17 protein-coding genes and 1 riboswitch are annotated in these 18,717 nt (G+C 45.6%); of the genes, 3 read left to right on the plus strand and 14 right to left on the minus strand.

Annotated elements, in window-relative coordinates:
- Nucleotides 1–151 precede the first annotated feature (151 nt).
- From CI597_RS00795 to CI597_RS00805, 3 genes are all read left to right on the plus strand, one after another.
- Complete coding sequence (locus CI597_RS00795) at nt 152–1,624, plus strand: putative DNA modification/repair radical SAM protein (protein WP_024726776.1); 1,473 nt, start codon at nt 152–154, stop codon at nt 1,622–1,624.
- A gap of 47 nt (nt 1,625–1,671) precedes the next feature.
- Nucleotides 1,672–2,421 carry a TIGR03915 family putative DNA repair protein gene (locus tag CI597_RS00800; RefSeq protein WP_024726775.1) on the plus strand — a complete coding sequence of 250 codons (750 nt, stop codon included), beginning with the start codon at nt 1,672–1,674 and terminating at the stop codon, nt 2,419–2,421.
- A 67-nt stretch (nt 2,422–2,488) separates the two neighbouring features.
- Nucleotides 2,489–3,040: a MerR family transcriptional regulator gene (locus CI597_RS00805; RefSeq protein WP_328514483.1), complete on the plus strand. Its 552-nt coding sequence runs from the start codon at nt 2,489–2,491 to the stop codon at nt 3,038–3,040.
- A gap of 136 nt (nt 3,041–3,176) precedes the next feature.
- On the opposite strand, the gene CI597_RS00810 is transcribed toward CI597_RS00805, so the two are convergent.
- From CI597_RS00810 to CI597_RS00875, 14 genes are all read right to left on the minus strand, one after another.
- The gene (locus tag CI597_RS00810; RefSeq protein WP_024726774.1) at nt 3,177–4,355 is read right to left on the minus strand and encodes a phosphoribosylaminoimidazolecarboxamide formyltransferase; all 1,179 of its coding nucleotides are present in this window, start codon (nt 4,353–4,355) and stop codon (nt 3,177–3,179) included.
- 9 nt (nt 4,356–4,364) lie between these two features.
- Nucleotides 4,365–5,078: an IMP cyclohydrolase gene (locus CI597_RS00815; protein WP_024726773.1), complete on the minus strand. Its 714-nt coding sequence runs from the start codon at nt 5,076–5,078 to the stop codon at nt 4,365–4,367.
- 116 nt (nt 5,079–5,194) lie between these two features.
- Nucleotides 5,195–5,274, minus strand: a riboswitch (ZMP/ZTP riboswitch).
- Nucleotides 5,275–5,331: 57 nt separating this feature from the next.
- A complete protein-coding gene (locus tag CI597_RS00820) occupies nt 5,332–5,691 on the minus strand; it encodes a methylglyoxal synthase (protein ID WP_024726772.1) in 360 nt (119 codons plus the stop codon).
- Between the two features lie 341 nt (nt 5,692–6,032).
- Nucleotides 6,033–7,190 (minus strand): glycoside hydrolase family 25 protein, encoded by a 1,158-nt coding sequence (locus CI597_RS00825; RefSeq protein WP_235824512.1) that lies wholly within the window; start codon nt 7,188–7,190, stop codon nt 6,033–6,035.
- A 176-nt stretch (nt 7,191–7,366) separates the two neighbouring features.
- On the minus strand, nt 7,367–8,098 hold the full coding sequence (gene sigE, locus CI597_RS00830) for an RNA polymerase sporulation sigma factor SigE (protein WP_034548912.1): 732 nt from the start codon (nt 8,096–8,098) through the stop codon (nt 7,367–7,369).
- Nucleotides 8,099–8,102: 4 nt separating this feature from the next.
- Nucleotides 8,103–8,882, minus strand: coding sequence for a sigma-E processing peptidase SpoIIGA (locus CI597_RS00835; RefSeq protein WP_235824524.1), 780 nt, complete (start codon nt 8,880–8,882; stop codon nt 8,103–8,105).
- A gap of 139 nt (nt 8,883–9,021) precedes the next feature.
- The gene (gene ftsZ / locus CI597_RS00840) at nt 9,022–10,173 is read right to left on the minus strand and encodes a cell division protein FtsZ (RefSeq protein WP_330607000.1); all 1,152 of its coding nucleotides are present in this window, start codon (nt 10,171–10,173) and stop codon (nt 9,022–9,024) included.
- 102 nt (nt 10,174–10,275) lie between these two features.
- On the minus strand, nt 10,276–11,043 hold the full coding sequence (locus CI597_RS00845) for a cell division protein FtsQ/DivIB (protein ID WP_024726768.1): 768 nt from the start codon (nt 11,041–11,043) through the stop codon (nt 10,276–10,278).
- 11 nt (nt 11,044–11,054) lie between these two features.
- Nucleotides 11,055–12,173: an FtsW/RodA/SpoVE family cell cycle protein gene (locus CI597_RS00850; RefSeq protein ID WP_024726767.1), complete on the minus strand. Its 1,119-nt coding sequence runs from the start codon at nt 12,171–12,173 to the stop codon at nt 11,055–11,057.
- A 3-nt stretch (nt 12,174–12,176) separates the two neighbouring features.
- The gene (gene murD / locus CI597_RS00855) at nt 12,177–13,541 is read right to left on the minus strand and encodes a UDP-N-acetylmuramoyl-L-alanine--D-glutamate ligase (RefSeq protein WP_024726766.1); all 1,365 of its coding nucleotides are present in this window, start codon (nt 13,539–13,541) and stop codon (nt 12,177–12,179) included.
- A gap of 14 nt (nt 13,542–13,555) precedes the next feature.
- Nucleotides 13,556–14,524: a phospho-N-acetylmuramoyl-pentapeptide-transferase gene (mraY, locus tag CI597_RS00860; RefSeq protein ID WP_006565520.1), complete on the minus strand. Its 969-nt coding sequence runs from the start codon at nt 14,522–14,524 to the stop codon at nt 13,556–13,558.
- 41 nt (nt 14,525–14,565) lie between these two features.
- A complete protein-coding gene (locus tag CI597_RS00865) occupies nt 14,566–16,278 on the minus strand; it encodes a peptidoglycan D,D-transpeptidase FtsI family protein (RefSeq protein WP_369882325.1) in 1,713 nt (570 codons plus the stop codon).
- Nucleotides 16,279–16,386: 108 nt separating this feature from the next.
- Nucleotides 16,387–18,201 (minus strand): peptidoglycan D,D-transpeptidase FtsI family protein, encoded by a 1,815-nt coding sequence (locus CI597_RS00870; RefSeq protein ID WP_024726764.1) that lies wholly within the window; start codon nt 18,199–18,201, stop codon nt 16,387–16,389.
- Nucleotides 18,202–18,213: 12 nt separating this feature from the next.
- Nucleotides 18,214–18,714, minus strand: a complete 501-nt coding sequence (locus CI597_RS00875; protein WP_024726763.1) for a hypothetical protein — start codon at nt 18,712–18,714, stop codon at nt 18,214–18,216.
- Nucleotides 18,715–18,717 lie beyond the last annotated feature (3 nt).

The raw sequence follows: 18,717 nt of genomic DNA on the forward strand, positions 1-18,717 counted from the left end.
TGTACTGTTTTTCCGTTAAGTATAATGATACCATTTATCAGCGTATTGCCGCAACTGCTTTTCATTCGAACTTTTGTTCTTTTCCTCCTTGCTTTTCGTATGACGCTGTGCTAGAATAAAAGAACAAACATTCGATATCGTGAGGTGAATTATGGAAACTTTCAGCCCTTCCCTGTCATTGCAGGAGAAGTTAACAATTCTTGCAGATGCAGCCAAGTACGACGTAGCCTGCACGTCCAGCGGAGCCGACCGCAGAGGTGAAAAGGGAAAACTGGGCAACGGAGTGGCCGCAGGCATCTGCCACAGCTTTGCATCCGACGGCCGCTGTGTCTCCCTTTTAAAGATACTTCAGAGTAATGAATGTATCTACGACTGCAAGTACTGCTTAAACCGCTCATCCAACGACCGGGTGCGCACCACGTTTACCCCTGAGGAAGTCTGCCGCTTAGTCATAGAGTTTTACCGCCGCAACTACATCGAAGGGCTGTTTTTAAGCTCCGGTGTGGTAAAGAGCCCTTCCTATACGATGGAGCTCATGTGCCGGACACTGTCTATGTTAAGAAACCAGTATCATTTCAACGGCTACATCCATGTGAAAGCCATCCCCGGTGCGCCGGAAGAACTGCTGGAAACCCTCGGGTATCTCGCGGACCGCGTCAGCATTAATCTGGAACTGCCCACGCCGGAAGGATTAAAAGATCTGGCTCCTCACAAGACACAGAAAACGATCTTAAAGCCCATGGAGCAGATCCGCTCCGGCATCGCAGACCATCGTCTGTCCATCGGCAAGGACCCTATGATGGAACGCTTTGGCGGCAACCGCAATTTAAAGCACACGATCTTCGACGATGTCCGGTCCGGCCGCATCGAGGAGCACAGACAGCTGGCATCGAACTCTTTCCTGCCGCCCGCCAAGGACAAGCCCGCACCGTTTGTCCCCGCCGGGCAGAGCACTCAGATGATTGTCGGAGCCACCGCAGAGAATGACCTTCAGCTCCTTTCCGTTACCCAGCAGCTGTACCAGAAGTTTGATCTGAAACGTGTCTTCTTCTCAGCCTATGTCCCGCTCAATGAAGATTCCCGCCTTCCCTCCCTGGATACGGCGCCTCCGCTTCTCAGGGAACACCGGCTGTATCAGGCCGACTGGCTGTTAAGGTTTTACGGCTTTCACGCAGAGGAACTGCTGAGTACTGACAGGCCCAACTTCAATATCATGCTGGACCCCAAGTGCGACTGGGCACTGCGGCATCTGGAGCTTTTCCCTGTGGAGATCAACCGTGCAGGCTACGCGGAACTTTTAAGGGTTCCCGGCATCGGGACCAAATCCGCCTACCGTATTGTCAAGAGCCGCAGACAGCGCTCCCTGACATTTGAAAATCTAAAAAAGATCGGTGTCGTCCTGAAACGTGCAAAATACTTTATCACCTGTAACGGAAAGATGATGTTTCATATCCCAATCGAGGAGAACTTCATCACCCGCCAGCTGATCGGAGAGGATTACAAAAAGTCCTGGGAGATCGACCATCCCCAGACATATGAACAGCTGTCCCTGTTTGACGATCAGAATTTTTCATCGAGCCCCTCAGCCGAGGACACCTGTAAGTCTCTGAGCGGCCAGATATAAGTCCGGAGGCCTCTTCAGAGCCGGCTGATTTTAATGGAGAAAAATATATGATAATTTTTACCTGCAAAGATACTTTTGAAGACATGATGTCCTGTATATACACTGCCTGGGCATCCCGCTTAGGCCACAAAAATATCCGCCTCAAAACCGAACCCATAGGGAATCTCGAACTGTTCTGTGATTACCGTCATGTAGATCACGATCCCAATCAGACCGCCAGTGTCATCCGTTCCATACAAAAAAAGATTTCTTTTCGCGCTTACCAGATGGTATACCGCGCTGCCATGTCTTTTCAGGAAGAAAAACTGGATATAATCTACCGGTTCCTGATCTATGGTTTTCACTATGGGCCTTCCGTTGTAAATATGCTGCAGGAGCCTGCTGTAATGAATCTGTTTGAACTGGACCGGAAAGTCCTAAATGAAGCCCATCTGTTCCGGGAATTTCTGCGTTTTTCCGAAATAGACCATGTTCTTATCTCCCATATTGAACCCAAGTGTGATGTCCTGACCATCCTGGCTCCCCAGTTTACGGACCGCATGCCCTCCGAAAACTGGATGATTATCGACGATAACCGATGGACTGCCGTCGTCCATCCCTGTGATCAGGACTACTATATGACCACCCTCTCAGAGGATGAGTTAAACCGGCTGAAGACCTCTGAAATTTCGGATATTTACACAGACCTCTGGAAAGTATTTTTCGAGACTATCGGCGTAGAAGCCAGAAAAAATCCCCGCTGTCAGAGAACCATGATGCCACTCTGGTACCGCAAACACATGACAGAGTTCCTGTAATCTATTTTATTTCTTGACTCTCACGCGGCGTGATAGGCTATTCTATATTTACCAGGAGGAGACCAGGATGAAAACAGTAAGAGAAGTAAGCAGATTAACCGGTGTCAGTGTGCGCACTTTCGACTATTATGACGAGATCGGACTTTTATGTCCCGACCGTGTCACAGAGGCTGGATACGGGCTGTACGTCACCCGGGCATTGGAACGCCTTCAGCATATTTTACTGTTCCGTGAACTTGAATTCTCTTTAAAAGACATCAGAGAGATCCTGGACCGTTCGGATTTTGACCGACAAAAAGCATTAGATCAGCAGATACAGCTTTTGAGGATCAAAAAGGACCGGCTGGAACATCTGATCGACTTCGCTCTTGTAATTCAAATGTTAGGAGTGAAATCATTGAATTATCAGACATTGAACGAAGAAACGCTGGAAAGCTATAAATCCGAGGCCAGAAAAAGCTGGGGCGGTACCGATGCTTTCTGCGAAGATGAACAAAAGACACAGGATTATACAGAGGAGGACTGGAAGGTCATGAATACAAAGTTTATGGCAAACTTTGCGGAATTCGGCCGTCTCATAAACAAAGATCCGGCCTCCGAACCTGTGATGACAGAATGAAAAAGTCTATAGACCGTGCCGGTGGAGAAGGAACCGCCAAATTTGTTTCCAAAGCAATCCTCATCTACTGTCAGACGCATTCATAAGCTTAAGAAAGGAGAAAAACCATTGTGGTTCCTCTCCTTCCTGCTATACTTTAGTGATGGAATAAACGGATTCCCGTAAAACACATCACCATATTATATTTATTGCATGTTGCAATGACATGGTCGTCTCTGATAGAGCCACCCGGCTCAGCCACATAAGAAACGCCGCTTTTGTGTGCCCGTTCGATATTATCGCCAAACGGGAAAAATGCATCTGATCCAAGTGCCACACCCGTCATCTGATCCAGCCATTCACGCTTTTCTTCTCTTGTGAACACTTCCGGTTTTACTTTAAAAATAGTTTCCCATGCTCCGTCGGCCAGAACATCCATATAGTCGTCCCCGATATACAGGTCAATGGCATTGTCACGGTCCGCACGGCGGATGCCGTCCACGAACTCAAGTCCCATGACTTTCGGAGCCTGACGCAGATACCAGTTGTCGGCTTTCTGTCCTGCCAGACGGGTACAATGAATTCTGGACTGCTGTCCCGCACCGATGCCGATCGCCTGTCCATCCTTTGCGTAGCATACTGAATTAGACTGGGTATACTTTAATGTAATCATTGCAATCGCCAGATCGATTTTGGCAGAATCAGGCAGTTCCTTATTCTCCGTCACGATATCGTTAAAGAAATCCTTATCAATGTTCAGTTCATTTCTGCCCTGTTCAAAGGTAACACCAAACACTTCTTTGCGCTCTACCGGAGCCGGCACATAATCCGGATCGATCTCGATCACATTGTAGTTTCCCTTTTTCTTTTCTTTTAAAATTTCAAGTGCGTCTGCGTCGTATCCCGGAGCAATCACTCCGTCAGACACCTCTCTTTTTATAATCTTGGCCGTTGCCGCATCACACACATCGGAAAGTGAAATGAAATCTCCAAAAGAAGACATGCGGTCGGCACCTCTCGCCCTGGCATACGCATTGGCAAGAGGAGTAAATTCCATATCCATGTCATCTACCCAGTAAATCTTCTTTTCCACATCGGTCATCGGAAGACCTACCGCCGCGCCAGCGGGAGAAACGTGTTTAAAGGAAGCTGCCGCCGGAAGACCGGTCGCCTTTTTCAGTTCCTTCACCAGCTGCCAGCCGTTTAATGCATCAAGGAAATTAATATATCCCGGTTTACCGCTTAACACTTTGATCGGCAGTTCACCGTCTTCCATGTAAATTCTTGACGGCTTCTGGTTTGGATTGCATCCGTATTTTAACTCTAATTCCTTCATGGTCTCCTCCTATTGATTCTTGTTCACGATCCTTGTTTCATATTCTCCTGTTTTGATATCGATATAACGCACAAACAGAGATACTTTGTTGTCCTCATTCAGACTTTCCCATACACGGTTTGTAAACGCATCAATATCATCGTCTAAACCGATTAATTTAGGCTCTCCCTCAAAACTTGGAAGCGGATCTCCGTCCTGCATATAGGTGTGGATAAAATGTCCCTCTCCGCTTACCGGATTCTCATAGGCAAATGTATAGCGGTTGCATGCATCCGGATTGCCGTTATTACTCTTTAAAATAGACATTGCATAGTTGTAGGTTCCGTTTTCCACATGCATAATGCCTGAAATACGCGGAGTATAATTCGGTGCATCCGGCTCAAACTCTCTCGTCCTCAATGCCTGTTCAAATGTCTGCTGTTTATCCATGAGTTCGTAGATTGTATCCGTCTGGTCTCCGTTGGTCACGATCGTCTTATTTCCAAGTACCTTAACCGGAGCATAGATGATAAGGCTCGGGTCACTCAGTTTTGATGGATCAAAAGCCTGTGTCCGGATGCCTTTTCCATCCTCGATAAACACACGGTTTCTGCTGTTCCCGCTTCTTCCCATGATAAAATATGCAGTCACTGCATAGGCCCCGTTTGGTGATTTTCCGATCACAATTCCTCTTCCAGGATATGAATTCCCTTTTAACTCGTTTTCTAATGACAACATCTTCATTGCCTTGCATCCTCCTTTTGTATCTGTGTGCAGCTTTGCGGAGAGGTTTTTATTCCATACGAAAGGTTCGCAGACCTTTTCAATGTAATAAAAGAGGCCGCCTGGGCATACTGAATAAAAGTTGCCCAGGCGGCCGGCATTTCTGCTGCCGTGCTCCCCGTGGTTTCTCCACTATCCGCCAGTCGCACAGCTTTCAAAATAAATATACACTATGATCTGTCATTTTTCAAGTCAAAATACTCAGTCCTGACAGCTAAAACATCTGAATCATCAGTTCTGCAGCCGCAGTATTGGTGACTGCCGGTACCTTGTGCACATCACAGACACGAAGCAGTGCAGACACGTCAGGCTCATGAGGCTGTGCGGTCAGTGGGTCCCGGAAAAAAACGACCAGTCCGATCTTTCCCTCTGCAATCCTGCCTCCCAGCTGCTGGTCTCCGCCGTACGGTCCTGAAAGATATTTCTTCACCGGAAGTCCTGTGGCTTCCTCTACCCGTTTTCCGGTTGTGCCGGTTGCGACCAAGTCATATTTTGCTAATGTCTCTTTATACTTCTTTGCAAATTCCACCATCTCGTCTTTTTTCTTGTCATGTGCGATCAATGCAATTATCATATCTTTATCCTCCTGATGTTTAATGACTGTAAGGCTAATCTACACTAAAGCAGCCATTTTTACAAGAGGAATATCTTTAGATCACCGTTTGAGAGATTTTACTTTGGAAAATTTACTGTAAATTTTCTTTTTCTTTATGGTCTGATACGATCTGATTTTAAAATAATATCTTTTCTTCTTTTTTAGCTTGCCTTTTGTATAAGATACTTTTTTTGCAGATACGGTTGCAATTCTTTTAAATCCGGAGGACTTTTTCCCGGACATATAAATCTGATATTTTGTAGTCCCGCTGACCTTAGACCAGGTAATCTTAATACTTTTCTTTCCGGATTTTTTAAGCTTTATAATCTTGTTTGTCTTGGGCCGGACAGTAACTTTGCAGACTGCTTTTTCCCGTTGGATGTCTTCGCTGTGATCGTTGCTTTCCCCACGCCCTTTGCAGTAATTTTTCCCGCGGAAGAGACAGCTGCCACTTTTTTATTGGAACTGGTCCATGTCACAGTTTTATTGGAAGCATTGGATGGCGCGATTGATTTCTTCAATGTATAGGAAGAACCGTTTATGAGCTTCAGGCTTGTCTTATTCAGCTTCACCGAGGAGACAGCCGCCGTTTGCAGTGCATTGACGTTCCATGAGCCTATTTTAAAATTCAGATCTGCATTTGTACCGATTCCACTGACCTTTCCTGAATCTGTACTCTGCCACATATGATAATTTCCAGTATAATCACAGCGGTAATTATACTGTGCAACCCATCTTGGATATTTATCAAATACACTGCTTGTCAGCCGTGAAGTAAACCAGTATTTATTTGCATAAACACCGACATTCTTATAACCTGCACTGCCCAGTGTCTTTATAAAAGTATCGGCAATTTCTCCAAGTTTCTGATTTGACAATCCTCCCTGAAATTCCTCATCTTCCATATCATAATAAATCGGATAGGAAAGCTTCTTACCCTTGACCAGGCGTATCACATGTTCTGCTTCACTTTTTGCTTTCGTCGTATTAGTTGCATACGAATATATGTAAACTCCATAAGGCATCCCAATTCTCTCACATTCAGATGAATTATATGCCCATGTGGGATCGTCCTGGCTCTTTAAATTTTCACCATATCCAACTCTTATAATCGCATAGTCAATTCCGTCTGCTTTGACTTTATTCCAGTCAATTTTGCCGTTCCATTTGCTCACATCAATTCCCTTTGCAGTGGCATTTGGAATTGGATCTCCCAAAGAATTCAAAAACACTCCGTTTACATTTTTCCATGCATTTGAAACTGCTCTGGCTCCTCTGGCTGATATGGATGGACCTATTGGCTCCTGCTGTTTTACCGGTTTTCCATCTTTGAACCGCCAACTGTTGGCCGGATCATTTTCTTCCGCACTTTTTTCTTCTGCAAAAACAGAAGCACAGCTGACGTAAAAAAATCCAGTAGCCAATACGATTACTGAAACAAATACTGCAAGTTTATTCTTTATCCCCTTTACTCTCACTTGTCTTCTCCTTTTCACTTTATCAGTAGTATAACATTATTCCCCTCATTTTCAAAGCCCGATTACAAAGGAAATTTTTCCATCTGTATTCGTGTAACACAAGGTCGTAGAACTTTCCTATGAAATGAAAAAACCGCATCAGGATTTTTCCCATGCGGCTTTCTCTCTTACACTGATCAGACACATCCCATCCGGGACATCTCTCTCTTTAATCTTTTAATAATCTTCTTTTCCAATCTGGATATGTAAGACTGGGAGATTCCCATTAAATCGGCAACCTCTTTCTGTGTTTTCTCCTCCCCGTCCTTCTGGTTAATGCCGAATCTCAGCTCAATGATATTTCTCTCCCGGTCAGAGAGGATTTTCATGGCATTCAGCAAAAGCTTCCTGTCCACCTCATGCTCCAGGTCCCTGTAAATAATATCCTCGTCTGTTCCGAGGATATCCGAAAGCAGAAGTTCATTTCCGTCCCAATCCACGTTCAGTGGTTCATCGATGGACACTTCCATCTTCGTCTTATTATTTCTTCTCAAATACATCAGGATTTCATTCTCAATGCATCTGGAAGCGTATGTAGCAAGCTTGATCTTTTTGGCCGGATTGAATGTGTTGATGGCTTTGATCAGTCCGATCGTTCCAATGGAGATCAAATCTTCAACACCGATCCCTGTATTGTCAAATTTCTTTGCTATATATACTACCAGACGGAGATTTCTCTCAATTAACTTTGCCCTTGCTTCCGGTTCCTCCGCTGTCCCGAGCTTATGTATCATCTTCTCCTCTTCCTTTGCTTCCAGAGGAGCCGGCAGAATTTCTGCACCCCCTATATAGTGAATTTCTTTTCCTTTCGCTAAAAATGTCCTCTTTTGGCATGTCACATTAAGTTTCAGCACTGTACAACCTCCCATTACCTTATCTGACCAGATCCGGATGGAGCAATAACTGATAGTGGCCGTCCCGGGAAAGCGGGCTCTCTGACAGTCCTATCAATCCTCTTTCTGCCATCCATGTCTGGCTGCTATTCTTGATCCTGATATTAGCTACAAGAATCCCCATCATCAGGCCGTCTTCCCTGCCAACCGTCCTGTACGGGATCATTCTTATATCTTTTAGCTTATGTTTTTCTATTAAAGTGGTTAATGACTCATCTAAATATGGATCCAGCGCCTGTTCCTCCATGACGGAGACCGGGATCTTCTCTATCGGTTCGTATAAAAAATTCCCCGTATCCAAATAAGCAGTGACTCTGACCGTCTTGCCGAGGAGTTCAAATGATACCTGGTATAAAGAATCTTTCTGGCTCCTGATATTTTCCCAGACCGCACAGTACAAAAAAGCCAAGAGGAGAAACGCCGCAAAACAGCCGAAAATCCAGATATGGATGGATAAACGGTATTTAACGAAGCTCCACAGTCCGCCCAGCAAGGCCGAGAGTGCAAATAAATATCCGGAACATATCAGACTTTTCCTTAGAGAGAGCGGAAATGCAAGCCAAGAGGTCGCTCCGATGCTTGCCGCGAGAAATCCAAGCTGGACTGCCTGATTTCCTTCCGCCGCCCATGCCGTCAGACACCCGAGTCCGCTTCCGGCCGCTGATGCCAGCAGGATACGCCAGACAGAACTCTGTGATTTCAGCGAACTTCTTAAAATAAGCAGCAGCCCCAGAAGGACCAGCCACTGTTCCAAAAACATCATCAAAAAAAACATAAGCTTATTATAAAGAAAGAGGCGCACGTACTTTGTCAAAAAAGAGAAGTGACAGCTACGTTAATTCTACAAAAAAACCCGTATCCTGCCTTACGGCAAGATACGGGCTTGTCCCACGTATATTTTATTTTCTTCTGCTCTTTAATAAAAACTCCGGAATCACGATTTTTGAATCATGGTCCTCTACACTGGCAGTCTCCTGTTCTTTGCTCCCATATGTAGATTCTGATGTTTCGGCCGGCTCACTTTTCGGCTGGCTGCTGTAAATGGGCTGTCCAGAAAAAACGGGAGGAGGTGTGATGCTTTTCTTCTTAAATCCTGCTCCTCTGGCTCCTGCCTCAGACTGGATTCCCGTGGCAACGATGGTTGCGCTGATCTGGTCACCCATATCAGAGTTGACAGTACCGAAGATAACGTTGACTTCTTGTCCCGCAGTATCCTTCAAGTACTCTACTGCCTGCTGTGCCTCCAGCATACCCACATCTCCTGAGAAGTTGACGATGATATCGGTAGCTCCGGAAACCGTAGTCTCCAGGAGCGGGCTTTCCATGGCTGCCTTAATTGCTTCCAGTTCCTCATCCGCAACACCCATACCGATGTGTGCGATACCCTTGTCGCGCATAACCGTCTGGATATCTGCAAAGTCAACATTAATGAGTCCGGGATTGTAGATCATATCGGTAATTCCCTGAACACCCTGCTGAAGCACTTCATCAGCTTTTTTAAGGGCGTCCGGAATGGTTGTTTTCTTCTCGCAGATCTGAAGCAGCTTGTCGTTCGGGATTACGATCATCGTGTCTACCTGATCCTGAAGACGCGCCACTCCCGCGACAGCATTGTTCATTCTGGGCTTTCCTTCAAAGGTAAAGGGCTTTGTGACAACACCGACGGTCAGAATCCCAAGAGACTTTGAAATCTCGGCAATCACGGGCGCTGCTCCAGTACCTGTTCCGCCGCCCATACCGCAGGTGACAAAGACCATATCGGCACCCTGTACCAGCTGAGTGATCTCATCTCGATTTTCTTCCACCGCGGCCTCTCCGATCTCTGGTTTTGCACCGGCACCGAGACCTTTGGTCAGCTTTTCTCCTATCTGGATCTTCGTAGAGCACTTGCATAAAGACAGGGCCTGCCTGTCCGTGTTGATTCCTACAAGTTCCACTCCCTGTATATTTTCGTCAACCATGCGGTTAACTGCATTGTTGCCGGCTCCCCCGACTCCAATGACTAAAATTCTGGCTTGTGTGCTTTCTACATTCGGCATAATCTCGACCACGATGCTCCTCCTTCAATCTCTATCTCAAATTTTCTTATACTCATCCATACTATTTTTCATGTTATCTTCTTACATGATACAGTTTTTCTGTTAAACTTTCAACTACTTTTTCTTCTTGAAAATCGCAATTGGATTGTCCTTTGTAAAATATTTCATCGAGATGGTTCCCTTCTTTCCTTTCATCTTCGGAAGGATTCCCGTAAGCTCTGTAAGTTTCAAGTCCAGCTCCTGGCTGTTCCACAGATTAATCGTTAAATCTCCGCTGATCAGGAGGGCTTGCCCCTCTGCATTGAAATGGATCTGGCTTACCGGAAGTTCATACTTGTCGATGGCCATGGTAATTTTTAGTATCTGCTCAAATACGCTGGCCTTCTTCTCCGGTATTTTTTCACCGAGTGCAATTTTTTTATAATTCAGCCCTGTGACCAACGGCACATCATCATAGTGCTTCTCATAAATTTCCAGCACATATCCTTCCTTGTCGAAATAAACATATTTCCCGTTATAATTCAGACACCCGGCCCTTTTTTTTTCATTGACCTGCACCGTCACCCGATCAGTTCCCTGGAGAGTTATCGTTACAGAGTCTACGAACGGAAGCGTCTTTACAGGTGCAATCTTATTTCTCAGAAACAGAATCAGCCCGTTGCCCGTGTATGTATTTTTCTTCAGTGCGGCCTCTATCTCACCCTCTGTGTAATGGCTGTTCCCTTTTATGACAATCTTTTTCGTCTGGAATACTGCAAATAAAATAATACAGAGAATAAGCAGCAGGCCGGCAATGCAGCCGATAATTTTTTTCTTATTCCCAGGGCCCTTCTGCTGCTTTTTGGCCTGACTGATTGTAATTATCTTTTCATTTTTATCCATAATCAGTTCCTCTACATGCGTATTTTCCTGGATACCGATAAGACCAGCCCCATCTCCGCCATAACCACCAGGATCGAAGTTCCGCCGTAACTGATAAACGGCAGAGGGATACCGGTCGGAGGGATCGTATTTGTTACAACTGCAATGTTGATAAATACCTGCACTCCGATATGAATCATAAACCCGACCACGATCAGGGACCCGAACAGATCATCCGAATTCATGGCGATCAGAAGCATTCTCCATATTAAAAGCATAAACAGAAGGATCAGGCAGACAGCTCCGAATAAGCCCAGCTCCTCACAGATGATCGAAAAGATCATATCATTGTGGGATTCCGGTATGAAGCCCATCTTCTGCATACTCTGGCCCAGGCCCTTCCCAAACAGGCCTCCGGAACCTATGGCGTACAGTGCCTGCATCGTCTGAAGTCCTTTTGGGTGTGTCTCTGGATTTTTCCATATCGCCACACGTTCATTCCGGTAACTGTTGGAAAACGTTAGGTAAAGCACTAAACCGGCGACACCCGAAAGGGCAATCCCCAGAAGTTCTTTGGTTTTCGGACTTACCACAAAAATCATAACCCCTACCATTGCTGTCAGAACGATAGCCGTACTGAGGTTCTGATAGGCAACCAGGCCGATGATCGGCAGACATCGTATGATGACTTTCACAGCAGCAGCCATGGTACGCATCCGATGGGCATTCTGTGATAATATGTATGCCAGATAGATCACAAGGAAAATTTTTGCGACTTCGGAAGGCTGGAACTGGAATCCTCCGATGGAAATCCAGCGCACAGCTCCTTTTTTAGCGGCACCGATAAATAGTACGATGATCAAAAGTGCTACGCTGAGGCCGTAGCAACCATAGGCAATGACCTTTGCGTTGAGAATCCTGTAGTCAAACCATGTGAGTGCTGCCATAAAGACCGCTCCTACTCCAACTGCAAAACACTGCCTGATCAGCCAGTGATATGGATTCCCGAAGTTCAGCGTACTCTTATATGAACTTGTACTAAAGATCATAATCAGGCCGAATCCAACGAGAAACATCACGATAAAAAGCATCGGATAATCGAGATAACGTCGCTTTGGCATGTATTTTTCACTGACTCTGCTTTCTTTCAAATCTTAGCGCTCCTTTAATTTGTTTACATACTCCTTAAAGCGGTCGCCCCGTACCTCATAGTTCGGGAACATACCCCAGCTTGCACAGGCCGGAGATAAAAGGACTGCGTCACCGGAAACTGCATGCTGTGATGCATACTCCACTGCTTCTTCCAGAGTATCTACATATACGATTTGGGAAAAACCGTGGGCTTCGGCTGTTTTACCGATCTTCTCTGCCGTCGCGCCCAAAAGGATCAGTTCCTTCACTTTGCCGTCAAAGGCCTCGATCCAGTCATCATATTCTGCTTTTTTATCATACCCTCCCCCGATCAGGAACGTCGGACGGTTCATGGCCTTGATCCCTTTGATGGCGGCATCGGTGTTAGTTCCCTTAGAATCATTGTAGTATGCAACATCTTTAATGGTATCTACATATTCTATGCGGTGTTCCACTCCTTTAAAACCAGAAACTCCCTGTCTGATCTGCTCTGACGGAACTCCCATATAATGGGATACCGCAATCGCCGCTAAAATATTTTCATAATTATGCCCGCCCAGAAGGTTAATATCGGCTTCTGTACATATGGTCTGCACTGTTTTGTTTTCTGCAAGCATGAAAGATCCGTCTTTAAAATAGACTCCTTCTTCCAGTTCATGATCCAGGCTGAAAAATACGACCCTGGCTTTTGCCCTCTCTGCCATATTTCTGGTCACGGCGTCTTCATAGTTCAGCACCATCACCTGATCCCCGGTCTGATTCTTTCCAATGGATTCCTTTGTCTTTGCATAGACTTCCACTGTACCATGTCGGTCCAGATGGTCCGGTGTAATGTTTAAAACGGCCGAAACCTGGGGGCGGAAGTCCTGTATCGTTTCCAGCTGAAAACTGCTGATCTCGGCCACAATAACGCTTTCGTCTTTTGTATCCAAAGCAACGCTCGTATACGGTGTTCCAATATTCCCAACCACATACACGTCGCTGTAAAAACACTTCATGATTTCTCCCACCAGCGCTGTGGTCGTTGTTTTTCCATTCGTGCCTGTGATAGCCGCAATCTGTCCCCTGGAAACATGAAATGCAAGTTCAATCTCACTCCAGACAGGCTTGCCGGACTCCATAAACTGCCTTGATACCGGGGCGTTGACAGAGATTCCGGGACTAAGTACTAAAAGATCAAATTCTTTTTCCTCTTCCGGTCCGAGTTTTCCGAGAATCAGCGGAATCTGTTTCTTTCCTTCCAGTTTGTCATAGACATCCTGTGCCTTCAAGTGTTCATTTCCGTCATAAAGACTGACAGATGCCCCGGAACGGATCAGGAGGTTGGCAGAACCTATTCCGCTCTTCCCCGCTCCCGCAACTAAAACCTTCTTATCTTTTAATGTCATTTACTGCTCCTTATCTAAATGGCGATCAGGCCGATCAGACATAAGATTGCTGTGACGATGGCAAATATGGCAACAACTTTTGTCTCCGGCCAGCCGGACAGCTCAAAATGGTGATGGATCGGCGCCATCTTAAAAACTCTTTTTCCTGTTTTCTTAAAATAAACTACCTGGATCATAACCGATAATACCTCGATCATGTAGATGAAGGCCACAAGCGGCACGAACAGAGGAAGCCTCAGCATAACCGCTGTGGCAGCCACGAATCCGCCCAGCGCAAGGGAACCTGTGTCTCCCATGAATACCCTCGCAGGGTAAACATTGAACACTAGGAATCCAAGCAAAGCCCCCACGGTGGCACAAGTGATCGGCCACAATCCCGGATCATTTCCGGAGATACCCGCTCCGATGGCTACAACCGTAAAAAAGGTAGCGATCAAAACAGTGACACTGGATGCAAGACCGTCCAGTCCGTCCGTAAAGTTGGCCCCGTTGACGGTTCCCAGCAGGATGATAAAGATAGCGGGAACAAACAGTGCTCCTAACTCCAAATATTTTCCGTGCGAAAAAGGGATCAGCATGGAGGTTCCGATATCCGTATGATTGATCAGATAGTATGCAAACACTCCGGTCACAATGATCTGTCCCAGCATCTTCTGCCAGGCCCTGAGTCCAAGGTTTCTCTTCATCACGACTTTGATATAATCATCGATAAAACCGATGAAACCGAATCCGAGGGTGACAAAGAGAACCGGTATAATGTTCGGATAATCTTTCACATAAAACAGAGAAGCCACAATGATTCCAAGCAGGATAATCAGGCCTCCCATCGTCGGGGTCCCTGACTTCTTCAGGTGGGACTCGGGTCCCTCTCCCCGGATGAACTGGCCGAACTTCAGCTTCTGTAAATATTTAATCATCATCGGGCTCAGCACCACGCTGACGAAGAATGCAATTAAAATTGGTTTTACGATACTATAATTCATGCTTTCACCTCATTTGTTTTTCTTATCTTTTCAGTATATCTTTATTTCTTTGTTTTATCAACCGTATAATCCTTGGAAATTCCAAGATAAGGAAGTGCAACTTTAAATACCTCCCGAACCACCGGCGCTGCGATGGCTCCTCCGTAATAAGTTCCCTTCGGCTCGTCGATCATGACCAAAGCCATCACGGTTGGATGTTCTGCCTTTGAAAAGCCTAAAAATGAGGAAATATATTTCCCTGTTCCGCGGGGCAGCTTTTCACTGGTCGCAGTCTTTCCTCCTATGGAATATCCTTCGATCTTGCAGTTCCTTCCGGAACCGTCTGAAACCACTGCCTCTAAAAGTTCTCTCATCGTCTCGGATGTTTCTTTCTTAATCACATGTTTCTTTTTAGCAAATTCAAAAGTCTTGACTGTCTTTCCCGATGAATCCACTGCCTTCATGCCGAAATGCGGCGTCACAAGAGTGCCCCCGTTGACTGCGGCGCTGGCAGCCCTCATCAGCTGAAGCGGAGTGATCTGGAAGGACTGCCCGAAAGACATCGTCGCAAGTTCCACGGCCCCCACATTTTTCTTGTTGTGCATAATAGAGTTTGCCTCACCCGGAATATCAATACCGGTCTTTTCAAACAGCCCCATCTGGCGGAATATCGTATACATGCCGTCTACTCCGACCCTGGCCCCGACTTCCATGAAAACCGGGTTGCATGAATTCATAACGCCCTCCTTAAAAGTCTCGGCTCCGTGGCCCGTTGTTTTATGGCAGCGGATCTTCCTGTCTTCTACGATCCTGAATCCCGGACAGCTGAAGTGGTCCGTCACTTTCACCTTGCCAAGCTCCAGACCGGCGGTTGCAGTCACAATCTTGAAAACAGATCCCGGTTCATATGTATCATTGATACATGTGTTCCTCCACATTTGGTTCAGCAGCTCCTGCCTCTTCTTTCCTGTGGTATTCTCTTTTTTCCCTTTCAGTTTAAACGGTTCGTTTAAATTGTATTCAGGAGTGTTGACCATGGCATAGATCTCTCCGTTTTGAGGATTCATGATAATCATGGAAACCCGTTTTGCTCCCTTTTCTTTTCTTACCTTTTCACAGGCCTGCCACACATAGTTCTGCAGGTTCACATCCAGTGTGGTATACAGGTCATTGCCGGCCACCGGCTCATCCCTCTCCTCGTAGGCGCCGTCAATCTCTCTTCCTCCGCCGTCCGTCAGTGTCAGGATTCTTCCGGGCTTGCCCTGTAAGTAAGAGTCATATGTCACCTCAAGCCCTACGATCCCCTGATTGTCTCCTCCCGTAAATCCCAGGACTTTTGAAGCCAGATCATTATAGGGATAGGTCCGTTTATAATCCTCATCCACTTTAACACCGGCAAGTTCATATTTTCTGATGCGATCAGCTGCGTCTTTTTCAACATTACTCTTAATCTTTTCCCTAACTGAATTTTTATAAACCTTTTTTTTGATTTCTGCCTCATCTATCTTAAGTTCCTTTGAAAGGACCGATACGACTTTATTTTTCTGTTTTGTCTGGGAGTGAATCACAGAGATAGAGTAAACCGCTTTGTTGGATGCGATCTTCACTCCGTTTCTGTCATAAATATTCCCCCTGGGGGCCTTGATCTCCCGCTCTCTCTGGTGCAGGTCTTTGGCCAGTGCCAGATACTTATCGGCCTGCCCGATCATCAGATAGCCAAGCCTTCCGGCCATAAAAATCAGGCAGAATGCAAAGATGCCGCCCATGAGAAGCATCCTTCGTTTATAACTTGTTTTCATAAAAAACTCCGGAATCCATACTGATAAAAATATATGAATCCAGTGAAACAAGTATGAGCTTTTTACCACTATTTCCGTCAGGTATTATTTTTTCGTTTTCGGCACATTCATGTCCTTCAGTGATTCTTTCAATACATCTCTCGCCATTTCAACAGCCAGTCCGGTGTTGAGCTGTGAGTCTTTCTGGATTTCATCTATGACCACATATACAACAACTTTAGGGTTTTCTACGGGAGCAAATCCACAGAAGGAGACGATGTAAGTCCCTGCACTTCTCGGAATTTTTTGTGCGGTCCCTGTCTTTCCTCCGACACTGTAACCTTTGATCTGCGCTTTTTTACCGGTTCCCTTTTCTACTGTCTCTTCCATATAAGTGCGCAGCTTCTTGGATGTTTCAGCCGAGATCGTCTGTTTGACCAGTTCGGATTCCTTGTTGCTCACTACATTTCCTTTGTCATCCCTGGTCTGCTTCACTACATGAGGCTTGTAGTAGCTGCCTCCGTTGACCAGAGAACTGAAAGAGGATGCCATCTGTATCATAGAACAGTTAAAGGACTGTCCGAAGGAACTGGTAGCCAGATCAACATTCGTCATCTGGTCCGCGCCGTGCAGAAGTCCTGCCGTCTCAGCCTCTCCCGGAAGGTCGATCCCCGTCTTTACTCCAAAGTTAAAATCCTTTTGATATTTTGCAAACACATTCTTTCCTTCTTTAAAGGCAATATCCATCAACGCCACATTGCATGAATATGCAATGCTGTCTGAAAGGCTCAGGTTTCCGTGCCCATCTCTGTGAGAACAGTGAATCTTGTATTTTCCAACCTGTTTATATCCGCTGCAGTAATAGTGTTCATTTCCCTTGAGAATCCCGTCCTCCAGTCCTCCCGCCACCGTAAACGGTTTATAGGTAGAGCCCGGTTCGAAACTGTTGGAGACGATTGGATTCTTCCATAGTTCATTAAAAGCCTTTACCTTCTGTTTTTCTGACATGGAATCGATCTGGCTCTGAGAATATTTTGAGAGCAGACCTTTTTCATCTCTGGGATGTTCCAGATCATATTTGTTGGAGTTGGCCATTCCCAGGACTTCCCCATTGTTCGGGTCCATGACCAGAATAGAGCTTCCCTTGCTGCCGTATTTTTTTTCAAACTTTGCCAAACGGTCTTCCGCTATTTTCTGGATATTGATATCAATAGTAGACACAAGTGTTTTGCCGTTTTCCGGATCTACAATAGAGTCATCCTGTTCAAGTTCCTCATTCAGATAAGTGTATTTTCTTCCATCCACACCGGACAGTGTACTGTTATAATACTGCTCAATCCCCGTTGTTCCGATGCTTCCGTCGGATACGAACCCGAGAAGGTGGCTTGCCAGACTCTTATTGGGGTATCTCCTCACATATTTTTCAGAAAAAGTGATCCCCACAACCTTTTTTCCGTTTTTCGATTTCAGAAAATCTTTCAGATCTGCCACTTCGCTGTATTTCATGTCTTTTTTGTACACTGAGTAATAAGAGTCTTTGTTGTCTTTCATATAGGACAGCAGATCGTCCCGGTCAAGATCCATATATTTCGTCAGTGCATACAGTGCATTTTTCTGAGTCTGCTCTGTCCGCAAGATATTTTTCGGTTCCAGGACCAGACTGTATAACTTTTGGCTGGTAGCCAGCGTGTTTCCGTTTCTGTCGAGGATATCTCCTCTTTTGTACGGAAGCGTCTGGCTCTGGTAATTCTGCTGTGCCAGAACCTTTTTTTCATATGTCTTATTTTTTGCCACACTGAAATAAACCAGCCGGCCCATAAGGCAAATAAAAAGAATTGCTATGAGAGCCGATACAGACAGAGCTCTGACTCTCATAGCATTGTTTATTCTTTTGATCTTCTTATATTTCTTTTTTCTCAATAAAACCGCTCCTTACTTTGAATCGGGTACTTTATTGTACTGTCTCACATAGTCAACATTCTTACTTTCATATGCAATCACCTTCCTCTGCGCAGGTTTCTTCATTCCATATTTCTTCATGGCCGTTTCCTGGATCGCAGAAAGATTGATACTCTGTTCGATCTCCAGGTTCAGATCCTCATTTTCGACCAGCAGTGTGCTGAGCTCCGATTTCTTGGAAGAGACCACAGACCGCTGTCGCTCCAGTTTTGACTGCTCCGATAAATAGAAGAAGCTTACCAGTGCGATCACAAGCATTCCTGCTGCCAGCGCTTTGATAAACGCAAAATCAAATTCCAGAGCTTTTGTTTGGTTTGCCTTTGTCTGAGGTGTTGTCTTTCTTTTCGTGCGTACTGCCGGTTTCCTTTTCGGCTGCCTGGATGGTTCATACTCGGGTTTTGCCGGTGCCGCTTCCATTTTCCGCGCAGTATTTCCGTAAATAAATTCATATCGCTCTTGTCTCGTCTTATTCACTTC

It is taken from the genome of Anaerostipes hominis (ex Lee et al. 2021), from assembly GCF_002270485.1.
Classification (GTDB): domain Bacteria; phylum Bacillota; class Clostridia; order Lachnospirales; family Lachnospiraceae; genus Anaerostipes; species Anaerostipes hominis.